This window comes from Marinobacter persicus, assembly GCF_002934325.1.
GTDB lineage: Bacteria > Pseudomonadota > Gammaproteobacteria > Pseudomonadales > Oleiphilaceae > Marinobacter > Marinobacter persicus_A.
In genome coordinates, this window is sequence record NZ_PTIV01000033.1 from 1 (window position 1) to 18,478 (window position 18,478).

At 51.2% G+C, this 18,478-nt stretch carries 15 protein-coding genes and 1 tRNA gene; 3 read left to right on the forward strand and 13 right to left on the reverse strand.

The features are described from left to right. Positions 1 to 308 precede the first annotated feature (308 nt). Positions 309 to 905, reverse strand: coding sequence for a hypothetical protein (locus BY454_RS14295; RefSeq protein ID WP_104417208.1), 597 nt, complete (start codon positions 903 to 905; stop codon positions 309 to 311). A 150-nt stretch (positions 906 to 1,055) separates the two neighbouring features. Next, entirely contained in the window at positions 1,056 to 1,940 is an 885-nt protein-coding gene (locus BY454_RS14300; RefSeq protein WP_104417209.1) for a hypothetical protein, read from the reverse strand. A gap of 900 nt (positions 1,941 to 2,840) precedes the next feature. Here BY454_RS14300 and BY454_RS14305 point away from each other — a divergent pair. Further along, entirely contained in the window at positions 2,841 to 3,701 is an 861-nt protein-coding gene (locus BY454_RS14305; protein WP_104417210.1) for a hypothetical protein, read from the forward strand. A gap of 556 nt (positions 3,702 to 4,257) precedes the next feature. Here BY454_RS14305 and BY454_RS16970 read toward each other — a convergent pair. From BY454_RS16970 to BY454_RS14330, 5 genes are all read right to left on the reverse strand, one after another. Then, a complete protein-coding gene (locus BY454_RS16970; RefSeq protein ID WP_219820640.1) occupies positions 4,258 to 6,231 on the reverse strand; it encodes a peptidoglycan-binding domain-containing protein in 1,974 nt (657 codons plus the stop codon). A 141-nt stretch (positions 6,232 to 6,372) separates the two neighbouring features. Then, entirely contained in the window at positions 6,373 to 6,768 is a 396-nt protein-coding gene (locus BY454_RS14315; protein ID WP_258075668.1) for a DUF805 domain-containing protein, read from the reverse strand. Between the two features lie 21 nt (positions 6,769 to 6,789). Beyond that, positions 6,790 to 7,197: a hypothetical protein gene (locus BY454_RS14320; protein WP_104417211.1), complete on the reverse strand. Its 408-nt coding sequence runs from the start codon at positions 7,195 to 7,197 to the stop codon at positions 6,790 to 6,792. Between the two features lie 50 nt (positions 7,198 to 7,247). Next, positions 7,248 to 7,607 (reverse strand): DUF4870 family protein, encoded by a 360-nt coding sequence (locus tag BY454_RS14325; RefSeq protein WP_146082720.1) that lies wholly within the window; start codon positions 7,605 to 7,607, stop codon positions 7,248 to 7,250. Positions 7,608 to 8,335: 728 nt separating this feature from the next. Beyond that, complete coding sequence (locus tag BY454_RS14330) at positions 8,336 to 10,588, reverse strand: Piwi domain-containing protein (RefSeq protein WP_104417213.1); 2,253 nt, start codon at positions 10,586 to 10,588, stop codon at positions 8,336 to 8,338. 116 nt (positions 10,589 to 10,704) lie between these two features. Here BY454_RS14330 and BY454_RS14335 point away from each other — a divergent pair, with 116 nt between their 5' ends. Together BY454_RS14335 and BY454_RS16905 are read left to right on the forward strand one after the other, a co-directional pair. Next, the gene (locus BY454_RS14335; RefSeq protein ID WP_181049711.1) at positions 10,705 to 11,580 is read left to right on the forward strand and encodes a helix-turn-helix transcriptional regulator; all 876 of its coding nucleotides are present in this window, start codon (positions 10,705 to 10,707) and stop codon (positions 11,578 to 11,580) included. Between the two features lie 220 nt (positions 11,581 to 11,800). After that, a tRNA-Ser gene (locus BY454_RS16905) sits at positions 11,801 to 11,952 on the forward strand. Positions 11,953 to 12,319: 367 nt separating this feature from the next. On the opposite strand, the gene BY454_RS14340 is transcribed toward BY454_RS16905, so the two are convergent. The 6 genes from BY454_RS14340 to BY454_RS14365 form a co-directional block, all read right to left on the reverse strand. Further along, on the reverse strand, positions 12,320 to 12,481 hold the full coding sequence (locus BY454_RS14340; RefSeq protein WP_219820998.1) for a hypothetical protein: 162 nt from the start codon (positions 12,479 to 12,481) through the stop codon (positions 12,320 to 12,322). A gap of 51 nt (positions 12,482 to 12,532) precedes the next feature. Beyond that, positions 12,533 to 13,645 carry a HigA family addiction module antitoxin gene (locus BY454_RS14345; RefSeq protein ID WP_104417215.1) on the reverse strand — a complete coding sequence of 371 codons (1,113 nt, stop codon included), beginning with the start codon at positions 13,643 to 13,645 and terminating at the stop codon, positions 12,533 to 12,535. After that, positions 13,638 to 13,982 (reverse strand): type II toxin-antitoxin system RelE/ParE family toxin, encoded by a 345-nt coding sequence (locus tag BY454_RS14350; protein WP_104417216.1) that lies wholly within the window; start codon positions 13,980 to 13,982, stop codon positions 13,638 to 13,640. Before BY454_RS14350 ends, BY454_RS14345 begins: the two co-directional genes overlap by 8 nt. Positions 13,983 to 14,194: 212 nt before the next feature. Further along, positions 14,195 to 15,175: an Abi family protein gene (locus BY454_RS14355; RefSeq protein ID WP_219820642.1), complete on the reverse strand. Its 981-nt coding sequence runs from the start codon at positions 15,173 to 15,175 to the stop codon at positions 14,195 to 14,197. Then, the gene (locus BY454_RS14360; RefSeq protein ID WP_104417217.1) at positions 15,175 to 16,887 is read right to left on the reverse strand and encodes a restriction endonuclease subunit S; all 1,713 of its coding nucleotides are present in this window, start codon (positions 16,885 to 16,887) and stop codon (positions 15,175 to 15,177) included. Before BY454_RS14360 ends, BY454_RS14355 begins: the two co-directional genes overlap by 1 nt. Next, complete coding sequence (locus BY454_RS14365) at positions 16,884 to 18,380, reverse strand: type I restriction-modification system subunit M (protein ID WP_104417218.1); 1,497 nt, start codon at positions 18,378 to 18,380, stop codon at positions 16,884 to 16,886. The genes BY454_RS14360 and BY454_RS14365 overlap by 4 nt, the downstream gene beginning before the upstream one ends. Positions 18,381 to 18,478: the final 98 nt, after the last annotated feature.

Consider the following 18,478-nt stretch of genomic DNA (forward strand, 5'->3'; position numbering starts at 1 on the left):
GGCGCGAACGCGAATGGCTTCTAAGGTTTTGTGATCAAGTTTACGACCGTCATCGTGACGCATGAGTGTAGATATCCGATAAGCTTGGCGAACGAACGCTACATTATAAATGATGTTCGCTTACTTTCGTACCCATTAGTAATACCCCCGCACACATTTGACCAACCTCTTCCACACTTCCAGCTACCCCACCAAATAACCGCTCACTTCGAACATCGTCAGCATGCTTACGATTCGCATGCGGACACTTCACCCCGGACATTTTTACAAGCGAGAATTTATGAGCCTCTTTAGAAAGGAAAGGCCGGTTACTGCATATTGACTCGGGTGACCCCCGGACCAAAATAGCGCTCCCATCCGGTAAAAGACGGACGCTTAACAATCCGCATCTTCAAAGGTTCAGATGCATCCACGCAACCCTCATCAATCATGCCAGACAGCATTTCCAGCGGTTCAATGTCGAACATCACCGGACTACAACCACCATCTACCATGACGGAGCGGATGAATTCGGCGGTAGCGATCCATTCCTCAACGCCAAGCTCAATGTCTTCGTATTTCGGCAACGCCTTCAAAATGGTTTCGCGAGGAACGTCACGCTTCGTAATTTCCTCCACGTAGGCATCCCAGCCTTCTTTGACGCCTTCTGTGAGACTGCGAAGGCACGCACCGTACATTTCCTTGTAAATTTCGTGGCGCACATGGTAGTTATACCGGCCCGCCTTATATACCAGAATAGCCCAGTAAAAGCGGCGATCCCGGTCCAACATGATTTCCTTAACCGCCGAATGCGGTAGATTTTTGCGATCTTTCACAACCGCCGCACACCGCTTCTTCAGCTCGGTGATCTGGGGCGCCCACGCCTTCGGATCTTCCTTAATTACGACAAGTGGTTCAGTAGTCATGCTTCACCTCCGCGGCGGACTCTCACGCCAGTTGTTAAGAACCATCGACCTTCAGGCAACCGGCGCGCTGTACCGCTAGAACAGCGCTTTACAAAAAGTTGCTTTGGTCATTCACTATATTGATTGGAGTTTTGTGTTACCCGGCAGGCCTTAAAGTTTGATGGGCTTCACTTTAATGTGGTCAAACTCGTGGCGGACGGTGTGCTTTTCCTTCGGTGTCGCGCCAGTTATCCCTTTGTTGTTGCCGTTATGGGTTCCGTTCTTTTCCAGTAGTGGTCCATATTTCCGTTCCAGTGGACCGATGCATGCGCTGCGAAGACCGTTGCGCCACTGAGCCATTGTGATGTTGTCTGCATCGCGTGACAGGTGCATGGATTTAGAGGTCGCCAGAAGGAAGCGTTCAGCTTCTTCGATGCCTTTAGTCCGTGCAATCTCCTGGTACCGCTTGCGCTGGCGATCGAAATAATGCCCTTTGCTGGTCCGGTATGTGTGTTTGCCAAGGGTCAGGGTAGTGTGCAGGAGTTCAATGGTATCCTGAATGATGAACACTGGCAGAAATGCCGGAATATACAGTGCCGCAAAGAACACCGTTTCAATGAATCCACCCATGCCGCCAGGATGGCTTGCCGCTTTCGCCCACGCTCTTCCGCCCGGCTCGTACACTCGTGCCCGAACTTTAGCAAACATGTGATCCCGGGCCATTGGCAAGCCTGCGAGCGCATATGCAAATGGCACCAGGAAGACCAGGAGTGGAATATACATCCATGAGATGTCTGCCAGAAACTCCGGCATCAGGTCATTGTCGATCAGATACATCAGTCCTGCGGGAAGGCCCACGACAATTGGCCAGCCTACTAGCAGGTACGCCCAGAATCCGGCAATGGAATCCCACGCATTGTTTCTGGCGAGAGATTCAGGAATCGTCTTGGACAGGTACTCGTTAGTGTTTGGGGCGCCTTGTGATGCAGCCAGCGCGATTGCTGCTGCGCCAACCAGGCCTGCGGTTCCGTCAACATTTTTTGATGTATTTTTCATAGCCCACTCCCTGTGACCTAGCTCCGACTTGAATGAGTTCTCACGAAACAAATGTCAACCACATACCCTGACAGCGACATAACCTTCTGTCTTACCTATGCCTTGACCATTGACCGATTAATCTGGCTAATTTTTGTATGCGTAAAACCCTTGCAAATGCCGGGCTTCGATCTGGCATTCATCCCAAATTAAGGCCTATGCTTACGATCCGACAAACTCAAACGGAGACTGCAATTTTGTCCATAACATTTTAAACTTTGCAGTACGTTATTCCTGCCATCAAGACTCTATGCCAATAATCTATCCCACATTTTTTGCTACGTGAACGTAATTTGATGCATATCAATTGGCCAGCCAGCCTTTGAATCAGAAGATTAAGGAACTAGCAGTTACCGGTTAGAAGCGATCGTCATTTTTTCTAACTAAAGGAAGTTGGGTATATCATGATGTTGCATCCGGGATGCTCTGGCTTGATATTGGTCAAATTATCATCACGCAACTAAAAGGGAGGAGCATAGGTGCGCCTCCCAGTATTGATTAAACGAATGACTCGTGACTAATGTAAGTGCTGATGCAGGGAAAGTGAAACCTGAACCAGAACTCTACCCGATATGAAAACTATTTAATAATGGTTTGCAATATCGGCTATTGCTTGATCCTCATCTTTCACCAATTGGGGTAGTTGGAGCTTGAAGTCAAAGGATGGTGACCTTCAAAAAAAACGGCATCTTGAAAGGGGAAGGGATTCGGCGGGTATTCTATAATCAAGGTCAGGCTAAGCATCCAAAGTGTCAAGGCATATTTGGAGCTGAGCATGCACCCCATTACCGAAGACACTTAATTAACTCTAATATTTGTGCAGTTTTTTGTTATTTGTGTTTGGGTCACAAGGAGTGGAACATGAAAAAAAGCAATAACGTCGGTGGCATGAGTGGTCTGGCGGCTTCGGCTGTAACGGCAGCAGCGCTGGCCAATGGCGACAGCACCAGACACCAAACCAAGTACCTGCAGAACACGCTCCCCAACCAAATGGCGAACATGAACGCCTGGCAACGCATCTGGCAACTTCGAGCATGGGCTATCGGATTGCTTGTACTGGGTGGCATCGACTACGCACTGTATAAGGGGCTGGAGAACCAATCACTACCGACATTCCTGGGTGAAATCTCCTTTATCTGGGTGCCGCTAATGTTCTTCATGGTGCCCTTTTTCTACCTGATTACAGGTATCCCGCTCTCAATGAGTTACATGAACTCCAAAATGCGGGCTCGTTTTTTCGACCCAGGGACCGCGGCATGGAATGCAGCAGGACAACACCCTGGAGGCGCTGCCGGCTTGTTTTCATGGTTCATGAGAGCACTATTTTTCGTGCCGATCCTCCTTCCGCTGTTTATCATGCAGGACATCGTTGAACTTCTCCGGACTGTGGCTACAGGCGGTAAACATAAGTTCCACACCAGTAAAGGTCACTACTTTGAGAAGCAAAAGCGCCAGTATCGGTATCTTGTTGAACATCAATCAAAGTATCGAGCCGAGGAATTCCTGCGGGACTCCACCATGGCCATGTACTTTCCGGCCACAGTTAAGATGCCGACTATGAGTGAATGGCTGAAGGGCAGGTACCGCGCCGCGATCATTCCAGCCATGGAACGTCGTTACGGCCCTCTGCTTCCGAAGAGTGCGCCCCGGACGATGCCCAAGGAAAAGCATATCGTTGACCATTCTTTCGACAAGGTCAAAGTGAAACCCATCAAGCTTTAAGATCCATCGCGGGGGGCTCAGAACGCCTCTGCGAAAGGGTATGGAAGATCTGCTCCAATTCAGCATTGGCGAAGGTACAAGGTTCAGAAAATGGCTAAGAGAACGTTATTTAGTGCTCATTAGGTGTTCAACTCAAGCCGACATCAATAATTCAGTATTTGTTTAGTCGATTTTTAGAACCGGCATACAAAGGCTAATGACATGCTATCCGCCAGCCACTGTGCGACGTTACTCGAAACGAAGACTTGACCGCCTTTCACTTGGTGTCAGCTCTACGCAATATGCTGCGGAAGAAAGCCACACTCCCTCAGTCCTGAAGCCATCTTACCGACAGGGGGAGTTAGAGCTCTAAGCAGAAGTGAGCGGTGGCTTCGTTACAAACAGAACCTGTCAATCAGTCCTTCAAAGGGTTACCCAGTTCGGTTTCATTTGAAACCTGAAATCGATTCGCCCACTTAAGGTTAGCTTCATTTGACCTATCATTAATACTTCTTCTTTGATCTGCAACCAGAGAAAACCTTAAAATATTGTCTAAGATTGGTTGACCACTACAGGCTCAATCTCTCAACGCTTTTATTGTTTCTCGATTCTGGGTACCTGTGATTGCAAGACCGTGATCTTCCTGAAACGCACGAACAGCATTGGTAGTGGCCGGCCCCAAAATTCCGTCGATAGGCCCGGGATCGTAGCCTTTTCGGCCCAGTGTTCTCTGCAACTCCACAATAGATAACGCGGCTTTCAAGTCAATAACTTGCACAGTTTGTTTGTTACTCCCAACATCTCGCGCGGTAGCATTTTCATCGTGATATTGTGCAAAGTTTAGCCATGAGACACTAAACACCTGCATCGCCTTGTTTCCAAGTGGAAAAATCAATGGCTCAACATCCATCGTCCACCGCAGTATACTTGCTGGCACACCAAGGGACTCCGATTTACCTGCCGCTGCCTCGATGATCTCCGTTTGCGCCAGACGGTTACTTCCAATCAGGACCGGCAGACTAACCAACGCAACCAACGTCCCTACAGGTATCAATAAGCGGGCAGGCCCGACCATGCGACCCGGCTTGTTCCATGTGAGCCAGATCATCGCCAGGCGATTGGCAATCTTTCCTAGGGTCAACACAGAAAAAATCAGCGAAAACGTAAGTGCCAGCGCGGGCACATACAAGGCTTTTAGCGGGGCTGTGTGCTCTGGGTTGCCCCGATTTAGTGTAGTACCTGGCTCTGGCAGGCTACCAAAAAGACGATCTGCCTGTTCCCAGGCCGCAGGGATAACGACCTCATTAACGAAGGCATCCTTACTCATTCCTGGACGAACCGTTGAATTGGCGCTCAGGTCGTAATCCATGTCTGTTGCTGTTTGACTGATAAGGTGCCGGGTCAGCGCATTCATAAACGGCGTGGCCATGAATTCCGACCTTGACAGATGCGGGCGCAACGTATCGTCGTGGTACTCCAGCCCGGTTTCCTCCTTAATCTGATCGTAGAAGGCTTCCCGAAATTTCTTGGGATATTCATGCCTGGCTACCACCCGCATAAAGGGGCGAGGAAGCAAAATCACCGCCCCACCAATCACTCGCTCATCCGTGAATAAATGTGGTTTTATCTTTGCCAGTAACTTCGGATCGGTAATCCCCAGTGCGTGTTTGAGCGTCTTCGGGTGCGCCATCAGTTCATTGCGGGTGAGTCCCGGCGTGGTGACGACATCAGAATAATCTGACCACATCACACCATCCCATTTGTGATAGTGCTTGTACCGGGCCCAAGCGCCTTTAAGGCGACTGGTCGCCCGCTGTAGTTTGCGACTCCACTGATCTATCTCTGCCATCTGGCGCTGCAGATCGACCGTGTACTGGTACGAACCGTCCATATACGCCTCGTACAACGCACCTACACGTTCGGGCCCGACCTGCTCACCGTAGACCTCGTATAAATCATCAGCGGCACGAAGTGCCTCTTGCTGGACGCGGTTCTTGATCAGCTCGTGGGCGGTATCAACCACCTTGGCCACGGCCTGATCGTTGTGCAGCAGAGTGGGGCCAATCAGGGTGAGAAAAGCCTTGGTTTCGGGCCGGGGCAGATCCTCCCGGTTAATGGGCACACCCTTGATGCCAATCAGCCCATCCCGAATGGCAGGTACCGCGTTCTGAAGATAATGCGCCGCTACCAGTTCCTCATTGCTGGCGGCATCCACGATCGGGCCATTAATCAGCCAAGTTTGAAAGGTAGTCATGGCCCAAATACAACCCGGAAAGAGAAGGGCAGAGCCAACCAGTAGTCGGGATGGTCGCGGTGGGTTGGTCCCGCGCAGCGCAACAAAGGCAAAGATCAGCAGGCCCAGTCCAACCCCCGACAGCTGTTTACCCTTTATCGTCAGATGATCCAGCTCAATTCCGGTGCCCAAAGCTCCGCTTGCGGCGTTAAGAATGGAGGCATTAAAACTAAACTCGGCAAGGACATACGCCACTTCCAGGACCAGAAGTACCAAAAGCAGTTTAAGCCAGCCTCCATGCTTCACCATCGGTACCATAACTTACGCCCCTTCGTGGCTTTCACCTTAACCCAATCACTTTCGTCGATATGTCGTAAGTGAATTTGCCCAGGTTAGTTACCTCCACTTGAGACATACAACTGGAACCGCTCAATTTATCAGTAACAGATGCACTTCAGATTACGAAGCTTGCACAGCGACAGTATCGGACTCCCTAGTGTCACGACGTTTTGGGTCTGACCCAAAACGATTGTCGCCGGCCGTGCCGTCCAAGCACATGAAAACCAAGATAACGATAAACCCGACAATTGGTATAAAGAGTAACAGCTGCCACCATCCGCTACGATTTTGATCATGGAGACGTCGACACATCAATGAAACACTAGGTACAAGAAGAATCAAATTATAGACACCACCCAGAACTCCTCCCGCCCCAACCAAGGCATCTAAAACGCCAAATAAAAAAGCAACCGGAATGTTCATGACCACAAACATCCAATATTCTTTTCTACTAGCTCGCCCTTCAAATTTTGCAAATTTTTGGAAAGGCCCCAGGTACCAATCAATAGCACTCATAAAAACTCCTTTTTATCGTCATTACCCTACATTCTCACCTGTGGGAAATTGATCATCCACTGCGACTGGAAATCTATTATTCCTACAGCTTGTGGCACCCTTTATCACCCGATACAGCAGCCATACGCTAATTAATGCCTCACCAATATGGTCAATAAACCAATGAGCGATCAAAGCCTGCAACCAACCTTCTCCGCCATTCAGAACAACCATACTCGCTTTAGCAACCATAACCCCAAGCAAAATGACATGGGCAAGCAATGCAATTTTTGCAGACTTACGAATCCATTCCTGATGGACCTCAATCAGCTCACTGCCATCGCCAGCTCTTGCTTCTAGCCATGCAATAACCAAAAATATCATTGACACCGAGCCAAGTCCCAAAAAACCTAGAACCGTGGCAACAAGAAGAAACAAATACCTTTGCAAAGCAAAAATCCTTCTCAAATATCTGCGTATAAAACCCAACCAGGATTAGATTAAATGGCCTTACCATCATTCAATCTGACAAAGCCTTTTATTATCCGATATACATACCATATCCAAAGACCGATCAGAACAAAAACACCAACACCAACCATGGTTAATACAGCACCAATCAACCCAACAGCCAGAGACCACCAGAATGTTCTGATTTGATAAGAGAAATGCTTACAAGAAACATCATTTTTGAGATCACCCATCTTCAAATAATTTATTATCACACCCACAATAGATGAAAACATAACAAACAGACTCAAAGCCTGAAGACCATAAACGATAGTAACCAACCTCTTTTCATCTTCAGGAAGATCAGCACCATCCACTTCAGGCATATTATTTTCTACGATTTCGCTCATTCCCATGCCCCTCATAATAATTTCGACACACATCAACACATCAGAAGCAAAATCTCATCTAGCCTCTTCACTGATCATTTTGAATTGAAAACCGCAGATCATGCTTCCTTAATTAAAAATCTTCCTACTTCAGCCACATTCTGCCACATATATGACTTAGGCACTCTACCGGATCTTCACCACTCGCCCACACAGAGTTTTTTAGGACTATCTCCAGCGATCCAACTTCATCTGGATCGGTCCATAAAAGCTCGTTATCTCTTTCAGCCAACACAACGCTTGAGCTGAAAACAGCCCCAAAAATCATAGCGGCATTTATTATATTTTTTCACAGAAGACAACCTATATGATTTCTGAAAAATATCAATATATCCACGCGCGAGACACGAACCAACAGTTGACGACAAGAACCATACGTTGCTTCACATTTTGAGAAATACTAGGGTGGAGGGAGGTAGACACTTAAAAATCCTTTTATCATTATACTTTCGCTACAGCTTCCTTTGAATCCGCAATTTAGCGCTTCCCAATCACTTAGAAAGTAGCAATTGACTACATACAGCATCAAGGCCGAACCTCGGCACTACTCTAAGTTTTCAAGGTTTCTTCAAAAGAAGTTGAGCCATGTCAATTCATAAGTTTTGGGAAATAGAGGCCTCTTTTCATCACAAGAATTCTCTATGCCAGCCGCGATCGCCTTTAGTACAAATAGTAATTTTCCCTAGATCCTACAAATACACGGGACAGCTCCTATCCATATGCGACAAAGCCTCCAAACTGCATGACTGCCTCAGAGTCGCAAAACGATCCGCGTGATGCGTGGTTACCGGTAGTCTTGGATGGCGATATAGGGACGCACCATGGATCCGGCTCAGCAGCAAAACCTGTTGGGCCATGGTGTCTAAGGGTTGCTCACCATAGCGTTTACGCAACCGAAGCGGTCTCACACTGACTTTATCGCCCCAGGCACCCAGTTCCTGACCACTGTAGGTCGCTAGAATCAGCTCATCCAGGCCGACATAGCGATAGACGTCCCCCACTTCAGGGTTTCGATACTTGCTTTTTCGTGATAGCTGATACTTGCGAAACAGAATCGGTGCGCCACTTTTGATTACCTCAAGCACACTGATTTTGATGTCGTACTGTTGCTCAACCTCAGCGATCACATCCAAACTCTCGAAGAATCGGCCATCGCGGTGAATGGTGATCGTACGTGGAGGCTCCCCATTGTGGTGGCGGCCATACTCCTGAATACTTTTGTGAAGTAGACTCTTCAGAGCCTTATCTTCCAGGCGTTCTCCGCTTTGAAGGTCCGCCAACTGCCAACCGAGCTGAGCCCCATTGCGTGTAAACAAGAAAGCGGAACCGGGTGCTCGCTGCGATACGCCACCCAGATCCAGACCGATAAAGAGATCCACCTCCCCCGGCATGTCTCCCAGACCACAGATCAAACCACCCCCTTTGCTGAACACCCCTGCAGCCAGGTTGTTGTAATAGGTGCGTTGATACGTCCTCGTGTTGTGATCCACGAGCATGAACTGGCAGGCGAGCTTATGGCGAAACGCCACATCTCGGATTTCCGCTTTGTTACCGGACTTGTCGAGAGCAATCACCAACAGTGTGTTCTCGGGAGGCGTATCGACCAGCCGTTTATCCAACTCCATGGCATCCTTCAGCGGTTTGGGTTCGAGCATACCTCGCCATTTTGGCAATGGATCGGCAGACAAGCTTTGGCAGGCTTCACGCAGATTGTGAAAGTGATCGCTTAACTCCTCCGAGCTGACACTGGTACCAACAGCCAGACAAACAACCTGGGAGCGGGTCATGCCCCGAAACGCACCCAGCTTCAATACAGATTTTTCCGCATCACCCTTGCGACCGTTGTAAAAGCTCAAACGGAAAGGTGGACAAATGTTATCCGCCGCCTCAGACAACGGCTCAAGCGGCACCACTCTTGCCTTGAACCCGGGCAATACCAGCCCCTTCACCATCGCACCAGACGCTTTCAATCGATCCATGATCGGCCACTTCAGATCCCTCGCCATCCGGTTGAGCAGAGGACTGTCAATTTTCTGAAGGGTTTCAAAATCGAACATAGGTTCCAGCAGCGCACCCAAGTGATCAAACGTATCCTTGCGCCCGTAACTCACCTTGACCGCATGGCTGGCATGGACGGATTCTGCTTGTCCTGGCCGAATGTGGCCTTTTTCTTCATGGTAGCTATAGAGGGTATGCGGAGTGCCAGGTACCGATGAATCGGCAGTCTTGTCGTTTGACACCCCGTGAAAGTCAGCAACGCCTGGTGGCTTACCTTGTGCAGCATAGCGATGACGCACACGCCTGATGTCTTTCAGCCAGTCCGGCCGGTTATTGATGACCCAGTCCAGCGTAATACCGTCCTTTGCACATATTTTGTGGCGCACTGAGAGTCCCAGAATCGCCTGGCCACTGGGCAGTAGTTCCGGCGTTATTTGAAGGGTTTTGAACAGATCAAGGTAAGCGGACTTCGCGCGGATGCGCTCTGATGGATTGGCCTCTTCGATTTCAACCCAGCCGGAGGGATGCCTGGATGCTTTCAGGGGACGACCAATTGAGGGATCTTGGTTTCGGACCAAGTTGAAAGCTGCACGATTAAGATCCTGATTCAAAAGCCGTTCGATAGCAGCCCGCTCTTCCTCTTTGGCAGCTTGGAGTGCCACTTCGCCTTCCGGTTCCAGAGAGCATTTAAAACCGAAAGCATCAATATTCAGGTTATCCAAATGCTCAAGAGCGACAACCGCATAGTGGCCCACATCAGTCACCGGCTGCCAGCGGTTGCTCCTCGCAACAAGCCTGGCCGCTTTTCGAGTCTGCTGAACCTGCGATTCCTGTTCATCAGCACCTGACTCAATGGTCACGCGGTAGCGGTACACAGAGACCTGATTCAAGTCACAATCAAGCCCCATGGCCGAGAGGCCAACCTGTTCCTGAGCTGTTGCCATATCGAGGCGTCCTTTTCGAATTGACGATTGGAAGAAGGATGCCCAAGCCAAGGCAAGCATGCGATACTGAACGAATCTACAATCTGTCCGAATTTCAAGCAGACCCGGGTGTTTATATGGACGCAAACATCGACACAGCTCTTAACTGGGAGCGCGTTGCTCAGTTCCATCTGATCGAAGTGATTGCCCTGTGGGAAGGAAGACTGACCACCAACCACCTGAAGGCGGCCTTCTCCATCGGCAGAAGCAAAGCCTCAGAGATCATCAAGTCCTACCAACGAAAAGTACCGGACAATATTCACCTCTGTAGTCAGGCAAGGGGCTACATACCCGAAACCAGTTTTCAGCCGCGGTTCAGTCACGGTGAGGTCAATGAGTATCTGAATATGTTGCACAGTGGATCCATTCAGAACAATCACTTTTACGCTCTACAAACCGGGCGAGCCCCTATAGACAGAGTGCAATCCCTGACCCGCCCCGTTGATCCAGAAATTGTACGCGTTATCTTGCAAGCAGTGCGTGAAGGCCATCGTCTCACCGTTTGTTATCGGTCTTTGTCAAACCCCGGCGGAGAAGAACGACTGATTGCGCCTCACACGCTGGTGTCGGCAGACAGTCGTTGGCACGTCCGTGCATTTTGCGAGCGAGGCCGGGTGTTCAAAGACTTCATGCTGCACCGATTCGTCGGCGTGCCTGAGATTGAGGGCGAACGCCTGGAGATGGCCACCCCGCCCAATGACGTTGAATGGTTCGACGAAGTTGAAATGGCATTAACACCCAATCCAGCCCTGCAGCCAGAACAACAACAGCTGGTCGCTGATGACTATGCAATGGGGCCAGACAAAACATTGCGAATTTCAGTTCGCGCGCCTCTGGTCAAATACATGGTTGTCGCGCTCAGACTTGGAACACCGGAACAAACTCGAACCTATCCAAAGGCCCACCAGCTGGACTTGGCCAACCGGTATGAGTTAGATGGGTTCATTTTGTGACTGTCGAACAGGCCCAGGAGCATTAGCCCAAACCGCTGATTAGCATGCTAACTGCGCATATCAAGACAGCAACAACCGGACATTTCTAAGATGATGGGAAGTATAGGAGAATGCTGCTTAGACCATTTAGGGGGATGCAGAGCAATGGTCAGGTGGCGATATCGAAGACACGCGGAACCGGACATTGATGTGCCACCAAATCGGTAAAAATCGTTGAAAACCGCCTATAGCAAGGCTTTCAGCTTTATAGGTCTTACGCCACCATCCAGTTGATTAGCAACGATTAACCCCCAAGCCTGCCACCTACGACTACCCTCTGAAGGTGCCCTCCGGAGGCGAAGGTCTCAGGTTCGAATCCTGACGGGCGGGCCATATTCCATAAAGAGCCCGCCATTGAAAGCGGGCTTTTTTATTCCCCAAAGGCGATCTGAGCCAATCCTGACCATTCAGGCGACTCCGTACTTGCTCTTAATATAAAGCTGCTTGATTACTCGAGGCTCAGCACATAATCTTTCAGCTAACACGACCCCTGCCTCTTGACTCCAAAAGGAGCTTACGCGGGGGTTCTTTTTGTTTGCGCACCGCACGTTATTACGAATCGGTATATAGCCTCTATTGCTTGAGAAGCCGAGGATGGCTACCATTCTCAACAGGTCGAAAACGACCGGTTGGTCCTTTACCCAAGGTTTTGGATCGTGGCAGCGCCTCAGTCGCCGATAAGACTGGGGCTTTTCTTTTTCTACATCCCCTGTTTTTTCGCCCCGGCTTTCGTCTCCACCAAAAAGCTTGTCCGCTTGATTCGCTCCATGTAGCTCTGGTCTGCAGGAAATGCCGTCACAAATTGGTGCGGTTTGCCCTTTTCTTTGGGGTCGTCGAACACCACCACATACCGCTCTTCCACTACAACAAGCGTTCGCCTTTTCGCCTGCCGGCCCCGTTTTTTGCTGAGTTCTTAGTAAGCTTGCTCGTGATTCCATTTGTAGAACTGCTTAAGGTCGTTACAGAACTTGAAGTCAAGGACCCCTCTGTACTGCAATTGCCCAACCACGATGCCCGGCGCTATCCCTACCTGTTCTGCGAATGAGCGAATCTCAGCTTTTGTCCGCCCTCCCCCCTGAATGAACTTCTCCATTGCTCTTGCGGGTATCAGTTCATTCTGCGCGAAACGATTGGCCTCTGACTCTTTTTCTTCATCGAGCCCGTTGCTGCTCTTGTCCGAACGCTCAATGAACAAGTCTTTCTTGCCGTGAAGCAGGATGTGGCCAGCTTCATGAAAGAAGGTGAACCATAAGTGATCGTTCGAGCGGTAACGCAGGCTGAGCTGAATGACAGCCTTGTCTGAATGAACCCAGCGTGTAGCACCACTCACCCCAGTCTTCGGCAACGACGGAACGAAGACAACGGCTACGCCGGCCTCAGAGCATAGCGCCTGCATTCTCGGCACGAATTCTTCAGGAGACATATCCGTCAAAGCCCGGATCTTATCGAGCGCCTTGCGGAAATTCTGCTTGTTATAGGGGGCACAGTTTATTGATGCAGCATCAATCTCACCCTTCCTGAGCCATGCGGAAACCGCCTCAGGAAACACGCTGGACTGGCTACTCTGGCGGTAGGCCACGCTGAGCCTTGGCCACATATCTCCCCATTGCTCCACGCTGGCAATCCCGAAAAACTGCAAGACTTCTTTGAGCTGTTCCTTCTTGTCTTTATAACGCTTGATCCAGTCGAGCTTCACCATCTCATTGACTGGAATTCGTTTGAGCCAGCTCAGGTCCGATTCAAGCTGTTTTTCCTCATCCAACCGGGCCTTTATTTCCTGATAGTTGCTCTCGAGGTTAAGCCAGTAATTGGCCGGCATTCCAATCGCCCGCTCCAGCTTTATCGCTGTTTCAGGAGTAATCGGAGATTTTCCTTTGATAATCGAAACAATGTGTTTCGGCGTCAGCCCGGTCCGCTTTGCCAGTTCCTGCTGTGTCATATCCCGCATGCCCAGCTCATCACTCAAGACTTCACCGGGAAGGATCGCGTAGTTGGGCTCGTATTGATTCTTTACCGATTCACCCATGTGTATCCACCACTCCAATAATTTTGATCTTTGTAACTGAAGACCAATCCAGTCCGCCTTCACTGCGCTCTGGCAAAGGATCATGGTCCGGTTTCAGGATGAGCCGATAGGGATGGTCCAGGTCGACGCTCAGTTGCCCTTTACGATTGCCCGTGAGTTCGTGACAGCGATGGGGCGGGCTGTACGGTGGCGCAAACGCCCCGAGATCCGGCAAAGCATGCAGCTGGGTGAGCACTATCTGAAGTTTTTTGGCTCTTTTGGGTCCATGAGCCTTAACCATCTCTCGGCCATCGTTCATCTGCTTCATCAGCTTTTTCGTGGCAAAGGTGATTCTCATAATTTCCTTATTTCCATTAACCTAATAGGTTAATTATTTCCTTCGGGCTTGTCCAGTACAGCTCCGCCTTGCACCACACTGGGCGCTCAATCTCCGTTAGCAGATGCCACAATCACACTTGCATTAGGCCGATAGCATTCGCTAATATCATCAGTAACATGACCCCGGCCTCTTGGTTGCTTGCAACTTACGCTGGGGTTTTTATTTTCTGGTTACCACCAGTCCTTCCAGTCTTCCGCAATCCCCATCCCGCTCAAATCCAGCTTCCGAGATGAGTGCTGCTCTGGAAACTGTTCCAGGTGTTTGGCCAGCCGCTCGTGCCACTCCGTATTTGGGCATATCGACTTCACCAACGTGCGCGTAATAGCCAACAGCAGGAACGGCTTGAAGCGGGTGTCTTCGTTGTCGATGAACGCATCACACCAGGCTATTTTGCCCCGCTTGGGCAGTTTGGGTTTGGAAGTGATGTTCCGGTTCCAAAGCCGGCTGTGATGGGCGACCAGGTTGCGCAGGTAACTCAGGCTGAACAACCAGCTTTTGAACACCTTCCAGTCATCTACGCCGTAGCGGTTGGCAATGGCCAGCTGGTCTCTCGGGTGGAGCATGCTGAACAGCTGCGAGATGGCTCCGAAATCCAATACCTCCACGGCTACCCAGATTGGCAACTCATCGCCGTGATTGGTGTGGTAGTGCCGCACGAAGTCTTCTTTGGAGCGTTTAACCAGTTCCCGGTACTTGCCTAGCCAGGCATCGAAGGCCGGTTTCGGATTGTTCTTGCTGAATGCTCTGCCGGCAAAGCCTGGGTGGAAATGCGCCTTTGTATTTTCGACGTGAGCAAAGGGACTGCGCTTGCCCAACAGGTAGGACAGGTCTACCCGTAGGGAGATTTCGATACGTTCCAGCGCGTCGGCCAGGTACAGACGCAGCTGCTTGTCGAAGAGGTACAAGTGAACCGCATCCACAAACTGGGTGCCGGGCTGAAACTCGTCCAGGGCTCGAGTGGCCAACTTTCCGGCATTGTCGCTCTGCACCACCTCGAACTTGCGAAACGGATACCAGTAGGCGCTGAGGCGGTAGTAACCCACCCGCTCTAGGTAATCCAGTGCGGCGGCTTCATCGGTTACCACCATGCCCCGGGATTTGAGCAGTTCCAGTTGCTCGGGGAAGGACTTCCATGGCCTGTTGTACGCCATTAGTTCAGGGCTCCTTCCACCACGGCTTCGGCCAGCTGATAGCGGGTTTCGCTGGCCTGGTTCAGGCGTTCCTTGAGCTGGTCGCAGAGGGCCATGAGCTCATCGACTTTTTGGACGATGCGGTGTTGCTCCGCTAGGGGGGGGATTGCTGATACGAAGCCTCTCAGGCTCTCTTGATTGAGTTTTGGCATTTTAATTCGGTTTTCCGCGACCCTGACTTGCTGAAGGAAAATCTCTGATAGGATTTCCATCAACAGGAATCTGGAGTCAATGAAAGCGTCAATTGGATACATATCTGCGCTACAAAGGCCATCGAAATCAACCAAGGCAGCCTTCGACAACGAGGGACGTATTTTTGAATAAATGATTTGCCCGGCAAAGAATCGACTATTTGGCCCTTTAACTCCCGACTCTTTAACTGTTCGGTTTTCGGTAATCCGCCCCGTACCTTTCTCAATGCAGTCAGGTGCAACTTGTCGTAGATCCGGAAAGTTCTCTGGACGGACCAGCTCTCCTTTTATTGCACAGACATCACCAAATCGAGCCCAGTGCCATCCGCTTGGCAACTCGAACGGTTTATCCTCCTCACCAATTTCCGTCAACGGCTTTTGCCTCTTGAGCTTCCGGGCGGCCACCAGTCGATTTTTTTCTTCAGCGATACGATTGAGCAGCTCGCATGCAGGCTCATCCCCCGCATCCTGCTCCACCAACCGCCCCATCACCGCCAGTTGCAGGATGGTCTGCTTGAGCTTGTCGATGCTCTGTTCGGTGGTGAACAGGGTGTCGAAGTGGGCGGCGAGGCGGGCCCAGTTGTCGGCCAGTTCGGTGGCATTTTCGGATTGGGTGAGGGTGCCGAGCAGAGTGTCCACGAGGGTTTCGTGGGCTTCGAGCTGGTCGCTGGTTTGCTGTTCCAGGCGGTCGCAGAGGGCCATGAGTTCATCGACTTTTTGGACGATGCGGTGTTGCTCTTGTTCCGGGGCCAGCGGAATCATGGCTAACCTAGCCTTGTCGGTTCCAAGTCTAGGTAAATTCATGCCATGCGTGGAGTCATTGGCGTAACGCTTAAAGTTCGGCGACTTCAGCGCCAACCGAAGGAACTCTGGCAATAGCCCCAAATAGCCCCGAATGGGGATGATTTCGGTCGTACAGACGCCAGGCTCATCCGCAACGAGCACTTTGTCGAGGTAGGGGCGGAGCTTTCCATAAAGTACATCACCCCGCTTAAACCGATTCTTCGAGCTCTTGAACTGGCGTTCCGTGTAGCGAACTTTGTTGAGAAGCCTGGAGCTCTCTTTTTCAATATCCTCCAGCTCTAATACCCAAGTATTATCAGCAACCTGATTGGGTTCAACTTTGTCTGTGACTCCGTAGTTCGTTACTTGCCCTAGGCGAACCCAACACCAATGTGACGGAATTTGATAGGGCTCATCACCGCTGGCAGCTTCAAGCTTTTTGGGCTTCTTGATTATCTTCTCGGCAGCTAAGCGAGCTTTTTCCGACTCAATCCTCAACAATAGCTGGTGCGCTCGTTCATCGCTTTCCTCTGCTTCAACTAGTTTGCCCGAGAGGGCCAACTCCAGAATCAACTCCCGAAGCTTCTTAACCCCAGTCAACTTAACCTTGCCATTACTACCCCGGCCACTGCTGGCTTTCTTCGTCACCGCCCCGGTCCACAAATCCAGATGTTCGGTAATCAGCTCCCGCGCACTCACGCCGCACCTCCGCCGGTGTTCTCATCGCTGTTGTGAGAGAGCGCATCGGCCAGGATGTCCCGCAGCTGGTGGCGGATTTCCTGGATTTCGGACTGTTGCTGTTCGTACTTGGCCAGCAATTCGTCCGGGTCGTGGTTGACCTCTTCGCCCTGCCAGGGGTTCTTGATGTCCAGGTTGTAGTTGCGGGCCTTGATGTCGTCGATGGACACTTTCCAGGCCTGTTCGGTTTCCTCCCGGCTGGCAAAGCCGTCGGCTTCGGTGCCCCACCAGTCGATTTCGGTCTGGAACTCTGCGAACTTCATCGGCCTGGTTTTGCTGTAGTTCTTATAGCCTTCCGGGTAGGGGTGTTCGTAGTACCACACGGTTTCCGTGGGCTTGCCCTTGGTGAAGAACAGCAGATTGGTCTTGATGCCGGTATAGGGGTTAAACACGCCGTTGGGCAGGCGCACGATGGTGTGCAGGTTGCACTCCTCAAGCAGCTTTTCCTTGAGGCGGGTTTTCATGCCTTCGCCGAACAGGAAGCCGTCCGGCAGCACCACGGCGGCGCGGCCACCCTCCCTCAGCAAATGGATGAACAGGGTCATGAACAGGTCGGCGGTTTCCCGGGTGCGGAAGGCACTGGGGAAGTTGGTTTCAATGCCGTCTTCTTCCATGCCGCCGAAGGGCGGGTTGGCCACGATAACGTCTACCCGCTCTTTCGGCCCCCAGCTGATGAGCGGGCGGGCCAGGGTGTTGTCGTGCTTTACCTGGTCCGGCACTTCGATGCCATGCAGAATCAGGTTGGTGGTGGCCAGCAGGTGCGGCAGGGGCTTTTTCTCGACGCCGTGGATGCTTTTTTGCAGGATTTGCTCGTCCTTCGGCGTTTCCACGTAGTTGCGGCGCTTGTGCTCGATGGTACAGGTGAGGAAGCCGCCGGTGCCGCAGGCCGGGTCCATCACTTTCTCTTCCAGCTTCGGGTCTACCCGGTTGACCATGAATTCGGTCACCGCCCGTGGGGTGTAGAACTCACCGGCGTTGCCGGCGCTCTGCAGGTCTTTGAGGATTTGCTCGTACATATCGCCCAGCTCGTGGCGCTCGGCGGATTTATTGAAGTCGATGCCGTCCTGCAGTTTGTTGATGACCTGGCGCAGCAGCTGGCCGGACTTCATGTAGTTGTAGGCATCCTCGAACACGTTGCGGATGACCACGCCCCGGTAGTCGTCACCAGCCGGCTCCAGCTCTTGCAGGCCGGGGAACAGGGTATTGTCGATGAAGTCCTTGAGCTCATCGCCGGTCATGCCTTCCGGGTCGGCGGCCCAGTTGCGCCAGCGCAGGCGCTCTGGAATCGGGGACTTGTACTCGTCGTAGGTAAGCTCCCACTCGTCTTCCCGGTCGTCGAAGATTTTCAGGAACAGCATCCAGACCAACTGGCCGATGCGCTGGGCGTCACCGTCCACGCCCACGTCTTTTCGCATGATGTCCTGGATGGATTTGATGGTGGTGCTTATGGCCATGGGGGTTCCTGTGGTTCTGTCTGATTTCGGAGTTAATTAGCTTCCCCCCTCTCCCTGGCCCTCTCCCGCGTGGGGAGAGGGGATGTTCGCCGTAGACT